Source organism: Flavobacterium rhamnosi (assembly GCF_048286515.1).
In the GTDB taxonomy this organism is placed as follows: domain Bacteria; phylum Bacteroidota; class Bacteroidia; order Flavobacteriales; family Flavobacteriaceae; genus Flavobacterium.
Window position 1 is genome coordinate 1 of the sequence record NZ_JBLVPS010000019.1, and the last position, 16249, is coordinate 16249.

General features: G+C 36.3%; 11 protein-coding genes. 3 read left to right on the plus strand and 8 right to left on the minus strand.

The window, feature by feature from the left end:
- From ACNQGN_RS14225 to ACNQGN_RS14240, 4 genes are all read right to left on the minus strand, one after another.
- Nucleotides 1–1152, minus strand: a 1152-nt coding sequence (locus ACNQGN_RS14225) for an HYR domain-containing protein (RefSeq protein WP_417988491.1), incomplete at its 3' end; no start/stop codon positions are given.
- A gap of 645 nt (nucleotides 1153–1797) precedes the next feature.
- Nucleotides 1798–3795: a protein-disulfide reductase DsbD family protein gene (locus ACNQGN_RS14230; RefSeq protein ID WP_417988492.1), complete on the minus strand. Its 1998-nt coding sequence runs from the start codon at nucleotides 3793–3795 to the stop codon at nucleotides 1798–1800.
- A complete protein-coding gene (gene tilS / locus ACNQGN_RS14235; protein ID WP_417988493.1) occupies nucleotides 3795–5105 on the minus strand; it encodes a tRNA lysidine(34) synthetase TilS in 1311 nt (436 codons plus the stop codon). The genes ACNQGN_RS14230 and tilS overlap by 1 nt, the downstream gene beginning before the upstream one ends.
- A gap of 27 nt (nucleotides 5106–5132) precedes the next feature.
- Nucleotides 5133–6419, minus strand: a complete 1287-nt coding sequence (locus ACNQGN_RS14240; RefSeq protein ID WP_417988494.1) for an anthranilate synthase component I family protein — start codon at nucleotides 6417–6419, stop codon at nucleotides 5133–5135.
- Between the two features lie 140 nt (nucleotides 6420–6559).
- Here ACNQGN_RS14240 and ACNQGN_RS14245 point away from each other — a divergent pair, with 140 nt between their 5' ends.
- Complete coding sequence (locus ACNQGN_RS14245; RefSeq protein ID WP_417988495.1) at nucleotides 6560–6964, plus strand: VOC family protein; 405 nt, start codon at nucleotides 6560–6562, stop codon at nucleotides 6962–6964.
- A 36-nt stretch (nucleotides 6965–7000) separates the two neighbouring features.
- Complete coding sequence (locus ACNQGN_RS14250) at nucleotides 7001–7378, plus strand: DoxX family membrane protein (protein WP_417988496.1); 378 nt, start codon at nucleotides 7001–7003, stop codon at nucleotides 7376–7378.
- Between the two features lie 76 nt (nucleotides 7379–7454).
- Here ACNQGN_RS14250 and lpdA read toward each other — a convergent pair whose 3' ends face one another.
- Nucleotides 7455–8858 (minus strand): dihydrolipoyl dehydrogenase, encoded by a 1404-nt coding sequence (gene lpdA, locus ACNQGN_RS14255; protein WP_417988497.1) that lies wholly within the window; start codon nucleotides 8856–8858, stop codon nucleotides 7455–7457.
- 153 nt (nucleotides 8859–9011) lie between these two features.
- Nucleotides 9012–9470 (minus strand): Lrp/AsnC family transcriptional regulator, encoded by a 459-nt coding sequence (locus tag ACNQGN_RS14260; protein ID WP_417988498.1) that lies wholly within the window; start codon nucleotides 9468–9470, stop codon nucleotides 9012–9014.
- A 269-nt stretch (nucleotides 9471–9739) separates the two neighbouring features.
- On the opposite strand from ACNQGN_RS14260, the gene ACNQGN_RS14265 reads away from it, so the two are divergent.
- The gene (locus ACNQGN_RS14265) at nucleotides 9740–10966 is read left to right on the plus strand and encodes an aminotransferase class I/II-fold pyridoxal phosphate-dependent enzyme (protein ID WP_417988499.1); all 1227 of its coding nucleotides are present in this window, start codon (nucleotides 9740–9742) and stop codon (nucleotides 10964–10966) included.
- Nucleotides 10967–11093: 127 nt separating this feature from the next.
- Here ACNQGN_RS14265 and ACNQGN_RS14270 read toward each other — a convergent pair whose 3' ends face one another.
- Entirely contained in the window at nucleotides 11094–13025 is a 1932-nt protein-coding gene (locus tag ACNQGN_RS14270) for an amino acid permease (RefSeq protein WP_417988500.1), read from the minus strand.
- Nucleotides 13026–13274: 249 nt separating this feature from the next.
- Nucleotides 13275–16190, minus strand: a complete 2916-nt coding sequence (locus ACNQGN_RS14275) for an FAD-binding and (Fe-S)-binding domain-containing protein (protein ID WP_417988501.1) — start codon at nucleotides 16188–16190, stop codon at nucleotides 13275–13277.
- Between the last annotated feature and the right edge of the window lie 59 nt (nucleotides 16191–16249).

Below are 16249 nucleotides of genomic sequence, written 5' to 3' on the forward strand. Positions count from 1 at the left end.
GTTTCCAACAGCATCTGTAAAGGTCCACGTAACTATTGATGTCCCTTGGGTTGTTCTTGTCAACGGATCCGAAGTAGTTCCTTGTAGGATCCCTGAACAATTATCTGTGGCAGTTGGCACTGCTGTTATTGTTGCAGAACATTGGCCCGTAACATCAGTAAGGGCTGTCATAGACGGTTTCTCTGTATCCGTTACAGTAATTGTAAAGGACGACGAAACATTGTTGCCTGCTGCATCGGTAGCTTTGTATGTTATTGAATATGGTCCTCCTACAGGAAATGTCGTGCCCGATGCTGCGCCAACCGTCTGAACCAGTAAATCTGGATTAGCATCATTTACTGTAGGCAAGTTCCAACTAACAGCGGCCCCACAACTTCCAGAAGTATTAGCTACTGAAAAATTTCCCGGTAGATTAATAACAGGGTTTGTGTTATCTACAATTATTGTTTTAGTTATAGAAGATGGGCTGTTTGATTCTTTATTATTATCATAAGCAATAGCGGTATATATACCATCTGGCACAAATCCACTTCCGGCCGCTGGACTGAATTGCCCATTCCATGAAAATGTGTCTGAACTTCCATTATTAATCGTTTTATCAGCGGATTGCCAAACTATTTGATTGGCACCATTTTTAACTCTTACATTAAAGTTAGAAATATTACTATTATTACCAACAGCACCATTATTAAACCCAGTTATTATCACATTGTCCTTTACTCCTGAACTTGTAATTTGATTTGGAGAAAAAGGACTTGGAGCAGCTGCTGATATTTCAGGTCTACCATCTGTAAAATTGCGCGTTGCAATTGACCCAGATATTTGCCCAGTTGCTGTTAGCAAAAAAGCAACACCTAGATGATTTTCCTTTATGAGAAACAGATTATTATAGATATTACCAACCGCATCTGCAATTGCAAACAAATTGTGTGGATTTACACAAGTCGCCGGTTTGGGAGTTTCATCAAAATGAAAATCTACCCTTTCCCCTGGTGCCCATCCGGTACCTGTAATAATAACGTACTCTCCTGGAGCATAATCGTCTTGATTTGTTGTGACAGTCGCCTGCCCAAAAGCCACACTTGCAAAAAACAAATTTGCAATTAAAAAAACAGTAGTTAAAAATCCAGATTTGAGTAGAAATGTTTTCATATTTATTGAATTTAAATAATAAAATAACGAATACTTATGCCTAACTATAAAATGTAAAAACCAATAGAATGAAGTTTCTATTTTTTTGATTTATTTCAATTTGGTGTCTTAAGAAAAAAGTCTTTTTTTAAACAAAAAACTCCTACATAACCTCTTAAAATTCATCAACTTAAATACTAAATTATACAATTAAGAATACATTAATCCAATTTTTAATACATTTCCGATTAAAGGAATAAAAAAAACTATGAACTACATATTTTGTGATTTTCAGCGGAAATAAAAAACTTTAATTCGGAAATTTGTTGCCTTTTGAATCCCATTTTCAATTTGAACAGATGAAAATTTGGTTTAAACAGACTCCTTTTTTTCTTTAGGAAGAAGAAGACTACTAACAAATAAATTGCCAGCAATAATCGTAAGAAGTATCTTTTGTTTAAAAAATTTTTAGAGGAAGTCCAGCTATGCATAACCATTTCAAAGCAGCTTATGTACCCGTACACTATAGAAAAACCAAGTAAACACTGGCTTTACTGGGGTTTAAAAAATTAATTGTTTCTCCCTAACTCTTTTAGAGCAAGACAGGGCTAAAAAAAAACCTGCCCAATTTTAAATGGACAGGTCAACTATTTTGAAAAAAAAGGTTTATTTTTTGAATTTGGAGATTCCGGTTTTCAACCAACTTTCATATTCTTCAACTCCAACATAACTTATAGTTGGTTTAGTTTCGTTTAAATTATTTCCTTCCATATCTGTTAGTACATACAACGGTTGGGTATTGGTTTTGTATTTCGAAATCATAAAATCAGTCCATTTATCACCGATGGTTTCGATTTCGGCTCCAGTAGTTTTAGAAATATAGTGCTCGTTTTTAGGTAATTCTCGTTTATCGTCTACATACAAAGAAATTAACACAACATCGTTATTCAAAATGGCAAAAATACGCTCATCAGACCAAACATTATTTTCCATTTTTCTGCAATTCACACAAGCATAACCTGTGAAATCAAGCATAATAGGTTTACTAACCGATTTGGCATACGCCAGACCTTTTTCATAATCATCGAAAACCACTAATCCGTGTGGCCCGCTTTTGGCACCTTTAGGTAAAATGGCCGCATCAGCTTTACCTGACCCACCAAATCCCATTGGGCTTTCGCTATACTCTATCGGAGGCGGAAAAGCATTTATTAATTTTAATGGCGCTCCCCAAAGTCCTGGAATTAAATAAATGGTAAATGTCAAAACCAGTAATCCCATCAACAATCTTCCTACTGAAATATGCGTAATAGGGCTATCATGCGGTAAGGTAATTTTTCCAAATAAATACAATGCCAATGCTCCAAAAACAGCTATCCAGATTGCTAAGAAAACTTCTCTTTCCAATAAATGCAATTGCAAAACCAAATCAGCATTCGATAAAAATTTGAAAGCCAGGGCCAATTCCAGAAAACCCAAAACTACTTTTACGGTATTTAGCCATCCCCCAGATCTTGGTAGCGAATGCAACCAGCCCGGAAACATCGCAAATAACATAAATGGTAAGGCTAAAGCCAATGAAAATCCCAGCATTCCAATTATTGGAGCTATTCCTCCCTTAGAAGCCGCCTCCACCAGAAGTGTCCCCACAATTGGGCCGGTACAGGAAAACGAAACAATTGCCAAGGCCAATGCCATAAACAATATTCCTATTATCCCTCCTCTGTCAGCCTGGCTATCTACTTTATTTGCCCAGGAATTTGGCAGCATAATCTCGAATGCACCAAGAAATGAAGCAGCAAAAACTATTAATAAAACAAAGAATATTATATTAAACCAAACATTGGTGGACAGCGCATTCAGGGCATCTGCTCCAAAAATCCATGTCACTAAAAATCCCAATACCACATAAATAAATATTATCGAAATTCCATAGATAATGGCATTTCTAATTCCTTTTGCTTTTGATTTACTTTGTTTGGTAAAGAAGCTTACCGTCATCGGAATCATCGGAAAAACACAAGGCGTCAGCAAAGCAGCAAATCCTGATAAAAAAGCAATGAAGAAAATAGACCATAATCCCCTTTGAGAAGCGGGTTTCGGTATTGAAATTTCTGATTTTACAGGAATAACAGTTTCTTTAGCCTCCTCTTTTGATACTATTGTATCTGTTATTACAGTAGGTGTCTCTGCAACTGCAATCTTAGTTTCTGAATTTAAGGGAATAGCAAACGTAAATTTTTTCTCCAAATTAATACATACCTCTTTACAAACCTGGTAATTCAATTCGGCTTCGATTTTCGTAATCTTCGGGTTTGTTATCGTGATTTCCTGTTGAATTTGCGCTTTTTTCTCAAAAAACGTTTCATTAACCTCAAAAATATCGTTAAAAGCAGTCCTCGTTTTACTTTCTTTGGCTTTGCCAACTAAATTAAAATTCCCTTTTTGATCTTTAAAAATAATTTCCAAAGGCAAAGGACCGCCATCCGGCGTAAACTGTGAGTACATATGCCAATCGTTTTCTATGACAGCATTGAAAGTAAGGATATAAGTATTCTCGGATTTTTTTTCAATTTTGGTTGTCCATTTTGCTGGATCAAGAATTTGGGCATTTAGGTTGGCAAAAGCCAAAAGAGCAAAAAGTATAAATAGTAATTTTCTCATTATTCTAATTCTATTTTAAGTATGTTTTGTGTTTCGTTTTCTATTCTAAAACGATTATCCTGACGAATGCCAACGATCCAGACAATTTCGGTTTTGGAACATAAAAGCCAAGTATCTTCTTTATCAATCAAAGATAATTTTTCATCCTTAAATAATTTACTCACTTTTTTAGATTTACCGTCCATCCCAAAAGGCTGAAAGGTATCTCCTTCATTCCAATGCCTCAAAACCAAAGGAAACTGTAACTTATTGGCGTCAACAAAGATAGTTTTATTTGAAACGATACTAATGTCGGCTACTTTGCAAAACGAAAGATTTAAGGGAATCTTAACTTTGTCCTGATTCTCCTCAATTAAATATTCTTCCTTTTCCTCTGCAAAATTTATCGGACTTAGGATCAGGGAATCTCTGTCTTTCAACAATCGAAACTCATCTGAAAAAACCTGCTTACCCGATTGACTTTCAACCAAATCGTATATATCATCCCAAGCCGAAAACTCAAATTCTTTCAACCATTGGTACAAATACGATTTATAATTGGGCAATTTTTTCAATTTTTTCAAATCGAAATAAATAGTGTCCTGCTCCTGTTTGGCCACTTGCTGATACACCATAATTGATGCATCCTCCACCATCGCTTCCGCTTCCTGTAAATACGTTTGTGTTTTGTGAAAAGAAGAAAGGAATTTTGGATTTAATTCCTTTAACATCGGCACTAAATCATGGCGGATTTTATTCCGAAGGTATTTATCAGATACATTACTGCTGTCTTCTCGCCACTGAACAGTATTTTCTTTGGCATAGGCTTCAATTTCCTGTCGGGAAAACACCAAAAATGGTCGAATTATTTTTTGATTTTGTTCCGGAATACCCGTCAAACCTTCTAACCCTGTTCCTCGACTGAGATTAATAAGAAAGGTTTCCAAATTATCATCCGCATGGTGAGCGGTGAGAACATAGTCGAATTTTTCCGTTTCCAAAAGCTCATAAAACCAATTGTAACGCAACTCTCGTGCTGCAACCTGAGTGGATAGCTTATAATCCTCCGCAAAAGCTTTTGTATCAAATTGGGTGAAAAAAAAAGTAATATCATTAGAAGTAGCATACTCCTGAACAAAGTTTTGATCCCCAAAACTTTCTATCCCGCGAAGTTGAAAATTACAATGTGCTATTCCTATCTTGTATTCTAATTGCTGAAATAAGTGCACCATTACCATACTGTCTATTCCTCCACTTGTAGCAAGAAGCAGTTTTTTTCCATTTAAAAACTGGAAATTATGAAGCAGATGATTTTGGAATTTCTGTAGCATTTCAAATTTAATTAATTCATTTTTGATTTAACTTAAAACGTCTCGCATTGCTTTTGCCTTAAGTAAACATTCCTCGTATTCCTTCTCAGCAATTGACTGGGCGGTTATGGCACTTCCTACTGAAAAAGAAACGTACTGCTTTTCCTGATTGTACACAATGCTTCGGATAACCACGTTAAAATCGAAATCACCATTTGGTGCAAAATACCCGACCGCCCCGCTGTATAAACCACGCTTTGTTTCTTCCTGCTCTTCGATAATTTTCATTGCTGAAATTTTGGGCGCTCCAGTCATGCTTCCCATCGGAAAAGTGGTTTTAAGAACATCCGCAACAGAGTACTTACTATCCAATTTTGATGTTATTGTAGAAATCATCTGGTGCACCTGCATAAAGGAATAAATTCCACATAATTCTGTTACTTCAACCGTTCCTTTTTGTGCGGTTCGCGATAAATCATTTCGGACTAAATCAGTAATCATAATATTCTCCGCTCTTTCTTTTGGATCCATCGCCAATTGCATTTTAGATTTCTCATCTTCAACCGGATCAGAAAATCGTTGCGAAGTTCCTTTGATGGGCTGCGAAATAATTAATTCCCCTTCCTTTTTCAAATAGCGTTCCGGCGTTGCCGAAAGTAAAAAATGTTTATTATTTTTAAAGAAAACCGCAAACGGAGGTTGCGAGATTTCGTTTAGTTTTATAAAATTTTCTATTGGATCAATCGTTGCATTTTCAACAAAAAATTCCATACAAAAATTAGCTTCGTAAATATCACCTTTATGAATGTGCTCTAATATTCTGGCTGCTTTTTCAAGATAACTTTCTCTTGAAATTCGCTGTTGAATTAGTAAATCTGTATTACTTTCAACTTTCGACTTTCGAATTTGCGTTATCTCTTCAAAATCTTCCTCAATTTCATCATCACACATATTGAGATATTGAATTTCGAGTTCATTTCCTTTCAATAAAAACAGTTTTTTAGGCTGAAAGAAAAATAAATCCGGAAAATTCAGCCCGTCATAATTGTTCGATTGTAAATCCTCTATGTCATTTTTTAAATCGTACGATAAATAGCCAAAAAGCCAATCTTTTGTAATTTGCTGGTATTGCTTTAAATCCTCAAAAGCATTATGATAGTCCGTTTTAATGGAGGTAAAAGCATCAACTGCAAGTATACAATCATAACTGGAATAGTCTTGCGGGTAATCATTGCTATCCATAAAAATGATTTCACGGAATTGTTCGGACCAAAATAAAAGTTGCTTTTTGAACAGCTTTGGATTCGAAATTTGCTTATGAATTGAGGTTCTCAATAATTAGATATTTGTAAAATTCAAAATTACAATAAAAAATTTCCTTCAATAAGAGATTACTGTAAAAATTAACCCCTTTTTTTGTAAATTTGTAATAGTATGATGACTTATTTTTTTAATCTCTATAAATCATTCCCATCATGGCTTCAAAAATCTTCATCAATTTAGCGGTTAAAGACCTTAAAAAATCAATTGCTTTTTTTACAAAATTAGGTTTTACTTTCAACCCGCAATTTACCGATGACACTGCTACTTGTATGATTATAGCAGAAAATATTTTTGCTATGTTACTTACTGAGAAACGCTTTAAAGACTTTACAAAAAAGGAAATCTGTAATGCCCACAAAAATACTGAAGTTTTACTTGCAATGGATGCGGAGAGCAAAGAAAAAGTAGATGAAATGGTTAAAACCGCAGTGAATGCCGGTGGTTCAATTTATATGGAGCCGCAAGATCATGGGTGGATGTACGGACATAGTTTTGCCGATTTAGATGGGCACCAATGGGAAATCTTCTACATGGATGAAAGTGCGGTTCCCAAATAATAATTCTCTAATATGTAACCATTAAAACCATATATCATGAAAATTGCAATCATCATTATTCGATCTTTACTTGGACTTCTTTTTCTTTACACTTCAATTAGCTTTTTTTTACATTTAGCCCCCGAGCCGGAATCTACCGGAAACTTCAAAGCATTTAATGTCGGTCTTATGGCCTCTACCTATTTGATCCCCTTAGCTAAATCCTTGGAATTTCTTTGTGGATTGTCATTTATTACCGGCAGATATGTAACCCTGGCTAATCTTATCATATTACCCGTTACTTTAAATATTTTATTGATCAATTTTTTCCTGACTCCTGAAAACATGCCAATTGCTTTGTTCGTATTTTTAGGAAACATATTTTTAATTTTCACGCATTGGGAAAATTATAAAGGCCTATTTGTGGCTAAATAATTTAAAGTATAAAATGCCTGTAAATAAGAAACCCGCTGTTGATTGCGGGTTTCTTATATAAAAAATAGTCGTTTTTTTATACGTGCAAAGCTCTATTGTCAGTAGCAGCTAATGCAGCTTCTTTTATTGCTTCTGCAAATGTTGGGTGCGCGTGGCTCATTCTTGAAATATCTTCAGCAGATGCTTTGAATTCCATTGCAGTCACTGCTTCAGCAATTAAATCAGCACAACGAGCTCCAATCATATGAACACCCAGAACTTCATCTGTTTTTGCGTCAGCAAGAATTTTTACAAATCCGTCTAAATCTCCACCAGCTCTGGCACGACCTAAAGCTTTGAAAGGAAAACTTCCCGCTTTGTATTCCACACCAGACGCTTTCAATTGCTCTTCAGTTTGTCCTACAGCAGCCACTTCCGGCCAGGTATAAACAACACCTGGAATCAGGTTATAATCAATATGAGGTTTTTGACCCGCTAAAATTTCAGCAACCATTGCTCCTTCTTCCTCTGCTTTGTGCGCTAACATTGCTCCACGAACAACATCACCAATTGCATAGATATTAGGAACTGAAGTCTGCAAATGATCGTTTACTTCAACCATTCCTCTATCTGAGATTTTCACTCCTGCTTTATCTGCATTCAATCCGTCTGTATAGGGACGACGTCCAACAGATACTAATGCGTAATCTCCTTCAAGAGTTATCGTTTCTCCTTTTGCATTTTCAGCCTGAACAACAACGCCCTCTCCATTTCTTTCTACCGATTTCACTTTATGAGAAACGTAGAATTTCATCCCTTGTTTCTTCAATACTTTAGTCAGTTCTTTAGATAATGAAGCGTCCATTCCAGGGATGATTCTGTCCATGAATTCCACTACAGAAACTTGTGCTCCCAAACGCAGGTAAACCTGACCTAATTCAATCCCAATTACTCCACCACCAATAATAACCAAGTGCTTTGGTACTTCAGGTAATTTCAATGCTTCCGTAGAAGTTATAATTCTTTCTTTATCGATTTTGATAAAAGGTAAAGAAGATGGTTTCGAACCTGTAGCAATAATGATATTTTTAGCTTCGATAGTTTCAGAAGTTCCGTCCGCTTTTGCAACAGCCACATGTGTAGCATCAACAAAAGAACCCAGTCCTTCAAGAACTGTAATTTTATTTTTGTCCATTAAAAATTTCACACCACCCGAAGTCTGATCTACAACGGCTTGTTTGCGCGCAATCATTTTTTCAAGATTCACTTTCACCTCACCGGAAACTTCAATTCCGTGATCTGCAAAATGAGCAATTTCACTATAATGATGGGAAGAAGCAAGTAATGCTTTTGAAGGAATACAACCTACATTTAAGCAAGTTCCTCCAAGTGTGGAGTATTTTTCGATAATTGCTGTTTTGAAACCCAGTTGTGCACAACGAATTGCTGATACATATCCCCCAGGTCCAGAACCTATAATGACTACGTCAAATGAACTCATAGTATATTTTTTTATATTGTGTTTTTATAAAATGTCGCACAAAATTAAGGAATTAAGTTTTGTTTAAAGTTTAATTTATAAGGTTTTTTGTTATGAATTTTTAGCAATTAGCATTTGCATACCTTGGAATACCTATTTAAATCGACGTATATACTAAATATCAACAACGGTCGTGTTTTTTACTTCACTAATCATAAAGGTACTGTGTGTACTTCCTATGTGTTGTAATGTCGTGAGTTTTGTAACCAAAAATTCCCGATACGCTTCCATATCTTTTACCACTATTTTCAGGATGTAGTCATAATCTCCGCTAACATGATGGCATTCTATCACTTCTTTTAGCTTTACGACTTCGTTTTCGAATTTAGCAATAAACTCCTTGGTGTGCTGTACCAATTTAAGGTGACAAAAAACAACAAAGCTTCTGTCGACTTTCGAACGATTGATGAGCATAACATATTTATCGATAACCCCCTCCCGCTCCATTTTTTTGATGCGTTCGTATACAGCAGTGACTGAAAGATTGAGTTTTAAGGAAAGCTCCTTGGTTGTTTTCTTACTGTCAGATTGTAATAAAAAAAGCAGCTTCTTATCTATTGCATCTAATGTCATTTACTAAAAAATTTGAATTGATAAATTATCTATAAAACTCTTATTCGAGAAGCTAATTTAGAAAATTAAATTGCAATACTTATATTTTATAGTTTTAAAATCTAATATTAAAGACTATGATTGATTATTAATCTGGAACAATGTTATTTTGAATAGATTTTAAACAAAACATAATCCCCTAGCCCCCTAAAGAAGCGCCATCCTTTTTACTTTAAAAGGTAAAACAGATGACCAACAGCAGGGATAGCTTCAAATAACACTAAAAAATTATGAAAAATTTCAATCCCGCAGACAACATTCAGGATTTACAGTACTTTGGCGAATTTGGTGGTGTAAATCCATCGATTTCTGACTCCTCTACTTATACTTTCTTATCGGCAAAAACGATGTTCGATACTTTCGAAGGCAATATGGAAGGCTGTTATTTATATTCGCGTCATTCCTCTCCGAGCAATTTGTATTTAGACAAAGCCCTGGCAGCAATGGAAGGTACAGAAACGGCAAATGTTTCAGCCTCGGGAATGGGAGCAATTACACCGACGCTACTGCAATTGTGCGGCTCGGGTGATCACATTGTCTCTAGCCGAACCATATATGGAGGAACCTATGCATTCCTGAAAAATTTTACACCAAGATTAGGCATCAAAACCACCTTTGTTGACATCACAAAATTAGACCTTGTGGAAGCGGCAATTACTCCGCAAACCAAAGTTTTATACTGTGAGACAGTAAGCAATCCATTGCTTGAAGTCGCAGATATTGCCGGTCTTGCAAAAATTGCAAAAAAACATAATTTGAAATTAGTAGTCGACAATACTTTTTCGCCACTATCGGTTTCTCCAGCAAAATTAGGAGCTGATATTGTGATTCATAGTTTAACAAAATACATCAACGGAAGTAGCGATACGGTGGGCGGTGTAACCTGCGCCTCTCAGGAATTTATTGACAATTTAAAAAATGTGAATAGTGGCGCCAGTATGCTGTTGGGTCCAACAATGGATAGTTTGCGTTCTGCCAGTGTAATGAAAAACTTGCGCACGCTCCACATCAGAATGAAACAACACAGTCATAATGCGATGTATCTGGCGGAACGATTTGAAAAAGACGGCCTAAAAACGGTTTATCCGGGTTTAAAAAGTCATCCAAGCCATGAGCTGTACAAAAACATGATTAACCCTGAATATGGCTTTGGAGGAATGATGACACTGGATGTTGGAACTTTATCAAAAGCCAATGAATTAATGGAATTGATGCAGGCGAAAAACTTAGGATACCTTGCGGTAAGCTTAGGATTTTATAAAACCCTATTTAGTGCTCCGGGAACTTCCACTTCAAGCGAAATTCCTATGGAAGAACAGATAGAAATGGGATTAACAGATGGCTTGATCCGTTTCTCTATAGGTCTAGATAATGATATTGAAAGAACCTATCAAATGATGAAAAAATGTATGATCGAATTGAATATCCTAACCGAAGAAGCGGTGCTGATGAAATAATTTTTTTTTAGTTTTGTAGTTTGTTGCATCCGTTTGAAAATCATTTTCGAACGGATTTTTTTAGTTTTAAACCAAAAAAAAACGCCTTGATTTGAACAAGACGTTTCCACATATAAATCTTTAAATCTTAAGCTTCCTTGCTATTCAACTTACTGTTATTTCGGCTAAAGCTAAAATAAATCACCAATCCGATCAATAGCCAAATTCCAAAATAAATCCAGTTCCAAACACTTAGTTCTGCCATCATATACAAACAACAGATCAAACCTAAAAGAGGAATTAATGATAAGTTTTCTTTGAACGACCAAACCGATAATCCTACCAAAACAATTAGAAAAATCCACATTGGAATTTTGTGTTTGAACAAATCAAAACCACTTTCATATTTAAGGGAATCCGCAATTGGCAGACCAGCTATAACATTTGAATATTTCGCCTCATCTTCCTGATACTGGCTTAACAAATGTTCTACATCCTGTGTCTCAGTTGTACTGTTTTTAGCATTAATACCTATCAGATAATCATATACTTTTTGAGTTTCTTCTTTATTTAAGGAAGTGATGATCGTCTCTGAATCGTTAATTTGTGTTTCATTGGTAATAAAATCCATGGTCGGTTTTTTGTTGTAACCAAAAGCAAACACTAATCCGATAATGAGTAATACCGGCATGATAAATTTTGAATTCACATACGGCGTTTTAAATTTCCCACGAGGAATATCCGTCTTATTTTGCAACGCTAATACACCCGCACAAACCAGTACAAAAGCAAATAAAGTTCCGATACTGCATAAATCTGTAACCATTGTCAGGTTCAGGAACAAAGCAGGAACCGCTACAACAAAACCAGTAACAACGGTAGCGTAGGAAGGTGTTTTGTATTTTGGATGTACTTTAGAAAACCGTTTTGGCAATAATCCATCGCGACTCATACTCATCCAGATACGAGGCTGTCCCATTTGAAACACCAACAAAACACTGGCCATAGCCACTACAGCACTTACAGCAATAATTCCCGACATCCATTTCAGATCTAATTTTTCAAATACAAAAGCTAATGGATCTCCTACGTTCAATTGGTCGTAACGTACCATTCCTGTTAGTACCAACGCAATGGCGATGTATAAAAGCGTACATATTATAATAGCCCACATCATTCCTTTTGGTAAATCACGTTGTGGATCCTTACATTCTTCCGCTGTAGTTGAAATAGCATCAAAACCGATATAGGCAAAGAACACCGCGGAAACTCCTTTCAAAACTCCTGTTACTCCATTGGGAGCAAAAGGATCCCAATTGGCCGTATCCACATAAAATACACCAACTGCAATTACTAAAAGAACAATACATAATTTCACAACAACCATGATATTACTGGCATTGCGGGATTCTTTCATTCCACGATAAATCAATGCAGTAATTAGAACGATAATCAACAAAGCAGGAAGATCTGCTACAAAATGAAAAGAGCCTAGTACTGGTGAGGTAGTCCAGGCCAAATAGGCATCCTGAATAGCAGGACTCAAATTTTCGTACGTTTTCCCACCTTGCATTAAAGCCGTGGCATCATCAAATCCTTTTGAAGCGGTTAAATAATCCATTTGAACCCAGTGTGGTAAGTGAAGTCCCCCACTTTCAAGTAAACCTGTAAAATAATCACTCCACGAGATCGCGACTGTTATATTACCTACAGAATACTCCATAATCAATGCCCAACCAATAATCCAGGCAATAATTTCGCCAAAAGCAACATAAGAATAAGTATAAGCACTTCCAGAAACAGGAACCATTGAGGCAAATTCAGCATAAGCAAAAGCAGCAAAACTACACGCTATAGCAGTGAACAAAAAAAGAAAGATAACTGCCGGACCTCCATCAGAACTGGCTTTCCCAATGGTACTAAAAATACCTGCTCCTACAATTGCCGCAATTCCAAAAGCGGTTAAATCACGAGCCGTTAAATGTTTTCCTAAGGCATTATGTCCATCTGCATTATTTTTTTCAACCTGCTTTAAAATGTCCTGCACCGTCTTCTTTCGAAATAAACTTGAAAATGCCATATTGTAGATTTTATTATTTAAAATTAATAAATTGTAATTTATAAGCCTTTATTTTGCAAATAATGCAAATTATTTTAAAAATTCAAAAGTATAAAACAAATTGAATTAATGGGATTTCCACAACTATTTTTTTATTTTTTTTCTAAAAAAAGTCAAAATTAAATTTATACCATTCAAAAAAGTTAAATTCTATTTTAAACAACTTAAAATAAAAAAAACCATATATTTTCTAAACACTCGTACCACATTTTATTTTAGGCAACTCCTCAGAATAGTAACCGGATGCAGGGCTTTTCTATTTGTTCCGTCAAAAATCTGATGGCGGCAACTGGTTCCGGCAGCAGCAATTGCTACATTTGTGTCCGTTGCTCTGATTTTTGGGAACAACGTATCTTCTCCCATTTGCATGCTAATTTCATAATGCTCCTTTTCATAACCAAAAGAACCCGCCATACCACAACAGCCCGAATTGTAAATGGTAACCAAATTATTTTTCGGCAAATTCAGCATCGCAAAAGTTGCTTCAATAGTGCTCAACGACTTTTGATGACAGTGTCCATGAATTTTTATCGTTTTCTCAACATCCGAAAATTGTTCGGAATGAATTGCACCCGCTGCAATCTCTTTTTTGAAAAACTCTTCAATCGTAAATACATGCTGTGCTAATGTGGCAGCACTTTCTGCATCATCTGCCAAGCGGATGTATTCATCTCTAAAAGTCAGTATCGCCGATGGCTCTATTCCTACTAGCGGACAATCTGCACTAATTATAGCTGAAAAAATGCCGACGTTCACATTTGCAATTGCTTTGGCCTGTTCGAGAAACCCTTTGGATATAAAAGCTCTTCCACTTTCCTCATGATCAGCCATAATGACGTCGTATCCTAGTCCGGTCAATAATTGATACGCATCAATCCCAACTGAAACATCATAAAAATTAGTAAATTCATCACAAAATAAATATACTTTCCCCTTTTCAAAAGAGGCACTTGCTGCTTTTGATTTATTTTTTTCATACCATTTTCTAAAAGTTGTGGGAGCCAGTAAAGGCACTTCTCTTTCGGATGCAATTCCCATGCTCTTTTTCACAAAAGGCAAATTCACCATGAAATTGGTAATTGAAGGAAAAATACTTCCCAGATTATTGAGTTTTGAATTAAATGCAAATACTTTATTTCGCAGCGAAAATCCATTTGCTTTTTGGTATTGGTACAAAAACTCTGATTTCAGTGCAGCGACATCCACATTACTTGGACATTCGCTTGCACAAGCCTTGCAGCTTACGCACAGTTCAAAAACTTTATATAATTCTTCGTGATCGAATTTATTGTCTTTTTCGGAATGCGTCAAATATTCTCGTAGCGCATTGGCTCTGGCGCGAGTGGTATCTTTTTCATTTCGGGTAGCGCGATAACTCGGACATAAAGTCCCCCCTGCTGACGGCAATTTTCTGCAATCCCCGGAACCATTACACTTCTCGGCTGCACGTAAAATCCCCATACTGTCGGAAAAATCCTGAATGGTTTTAATATCCGGCTCTACTCTTCCCGCTTCCACCCGAAGATTTTCATCCATTTTGGAGGCATTTACAATTTTCCCTACGTTTAAAATGGTATCCGGATCAAAAGCTTTTTTTACTCGTTTTAACAATTCATAATTCTTATCACCTATCATAAAAGGCAAAAATTCCCCGCGAACTATTCCGTCACCGTGTTCTCCACTCAAGGAACCTCTATATTTTTTCACCAGGATAGCCACTTCGGTTGCGATGTTTCTAAATTGGTGCAATCCTTCTTTTGTTTTTAAATTCAAAACAGGTCTCAGGTGAATTTCTCCGGCTCCGGCATGTGCATAATAAATGGCACTCTGACCATGACGCTCCATCATGGCGGAGAACTCGGCAATATAACTTGGCAAATCACTCAACTCCACTGCGGTATCTTCAATAGAATCAGCCGCTTTATCATCGCCAACGATACTTCCCAAAAGTCCAAGACCTGCTTTTCGCAATTCATTGATCTTATCGATATCAGTTCCATAAATTTTAGGTAAAGCATACCCGAAGTTATGCAGCTCAAGATCTGCTATCAGCGCATTGGCTTGTGCTTCTGCATCCTCCATGCTGTGATGAGACGCCACCTCAAGCATGATAACCGCTTTTGGCTCCCCTTGTATGAAAAATCTATTTTTAGCTTGTTCCCTGTTGGTTTTAGTACAATTCAAAATAGTATCATCCATCATTTCACAGGTGTACAAATGGTGCTTCATAGCTGTGACTACTGCTTCTAAACTTTCCTGAATGGTGTGAAAATGCGCTACCACCATAACATTATTTGTTGGCGGTAAATCATCTACTTTCAACGTAATTTCTGTGGTAAAAGCCAGAGTTCCTTCGCTTCCGCAAAGGAGCTTTCCTAAATTTATTGTTTTTTCTGTACCTGAAAACAATTCTGATTTTAACAACAAATCAATTGCATATCCGGTATTTCGTCTGTGTATTTCTGGCTTTGGAAATTGGCTGTAAATTTCTTCCTGGTTTTCAGTATTCGAAAGTTCCTCGAAAATCGTATTGTAAATCGAATTCTCCAGTGAATTCCCTTTTGTTTTTTCAATGAATTCTTCCGAAGTCATCTCTTTAAATACTGTGGAACTCCCGTCACTTAAAACAGCCTTTAATTCCACTATTTTGTCTCTGGTTACTCCGTAGCGTATTGATGTTGTTCCGGATGAATTATTACCAACCATCCCTCCTATCATACACCTGTTTGAGGTAGAGGTATTGGGACCGAAAAACAAACCATGCGGTTTCAGGAATAAATTCAATTCGTCCCGAATCACTCCCGGTTGTACCGTTACCGTTTTTTGTATTGGATCAAAGGCAACAATTCTGGTGAAATATTTCGAAACATCCACGATAATTCCATTACCAACCGTTTGTCCTGCCAATGAAGTTCCGGCAGTTCTGGGCGTGATTGAAATTTTATTTTTTGCTGCAAAGCGAATAATTTTGATAATATCTTCCTCTGATTTGGGGACCGCCACAGCAAGTGGCATAATTCGGTAGGCAGAGGCATCTGTAGCGTAAAGTGTTTTATGGAGATCATCATATAAAAGTGTTCCTTCTAATGATTGGGATAATTGTTCTAATTCAATTGAGCTTAACATGGCGTGTACATTATATTTTATAAAAAACTGACAATACAGCATTATTTGACAAATATAAA

Bases quoted from the DNA above. Each gene is read 5' to 3' on its own strand.
- ACNQGN_RS14230 (WP_417988492.1), bottom strand. From the start codon at position 3,795: ATGAGAAAATTACTATTTATACTTTTTGCTCTTTTGGCTTTTGCCAAC.
- tilS (WP_417988493.1), bottom strand. From the start codon at position 5,105: ATGCTACAGAAATTCCAAAATCATCTGCTTCATAATTTCCAGTTTTTA.
- ACNQGN_RS14245 (WP_417988495.1), top strand. From the start codon at position 6,560: ATGGCTTCAAAAATCTTCATCAATTTAGCGGTTAAAGACCTTAAAAAA.
- ACNQGN_RS14250 (WP_417988496.1), top strand. From the start codon at position 7,001: ATGAAAATTGCAATCATCATTATTCGATCTTTACTTGGACTTCTTTTT.
- lpdA (WP_417988497.1), bottom strand. From the start codon at position 8,858: ATGAGTTCATTTGACGTAGTCATTATAGGTTCTGGACCTGGGGGATAT.
- ACNQGN_RS14260 (WP_417988498.1), bottom strand. From the start codon at position 9,470: ATGACATTAGATGCAATAGATAAGAAGCTGCTTTTTTTATTACAATCT.
- ACNQGN_RS14265 (WP_417988499.1), top strand. From the start codon at position 9,740: ATGAAAAATTTCAATCCCGCAGACAACATTCAGGATTTACAGTACTTT.
- ACNQGN_RS14270 (WP_417988500.1), bottom strand. From the start codon at position 13,025: ATGGCATTTTCAAGTTTATTTCGAAAGAAGACGGTGCAGGACATTTTA.
- ACNQGN_RS14275 (WP_417988501.1), bottom strand. From the start codon at position 16,190: ATGTTAAGCTCAATTGAATTAGAACAATTATCCCAATCATTAGAAGGA.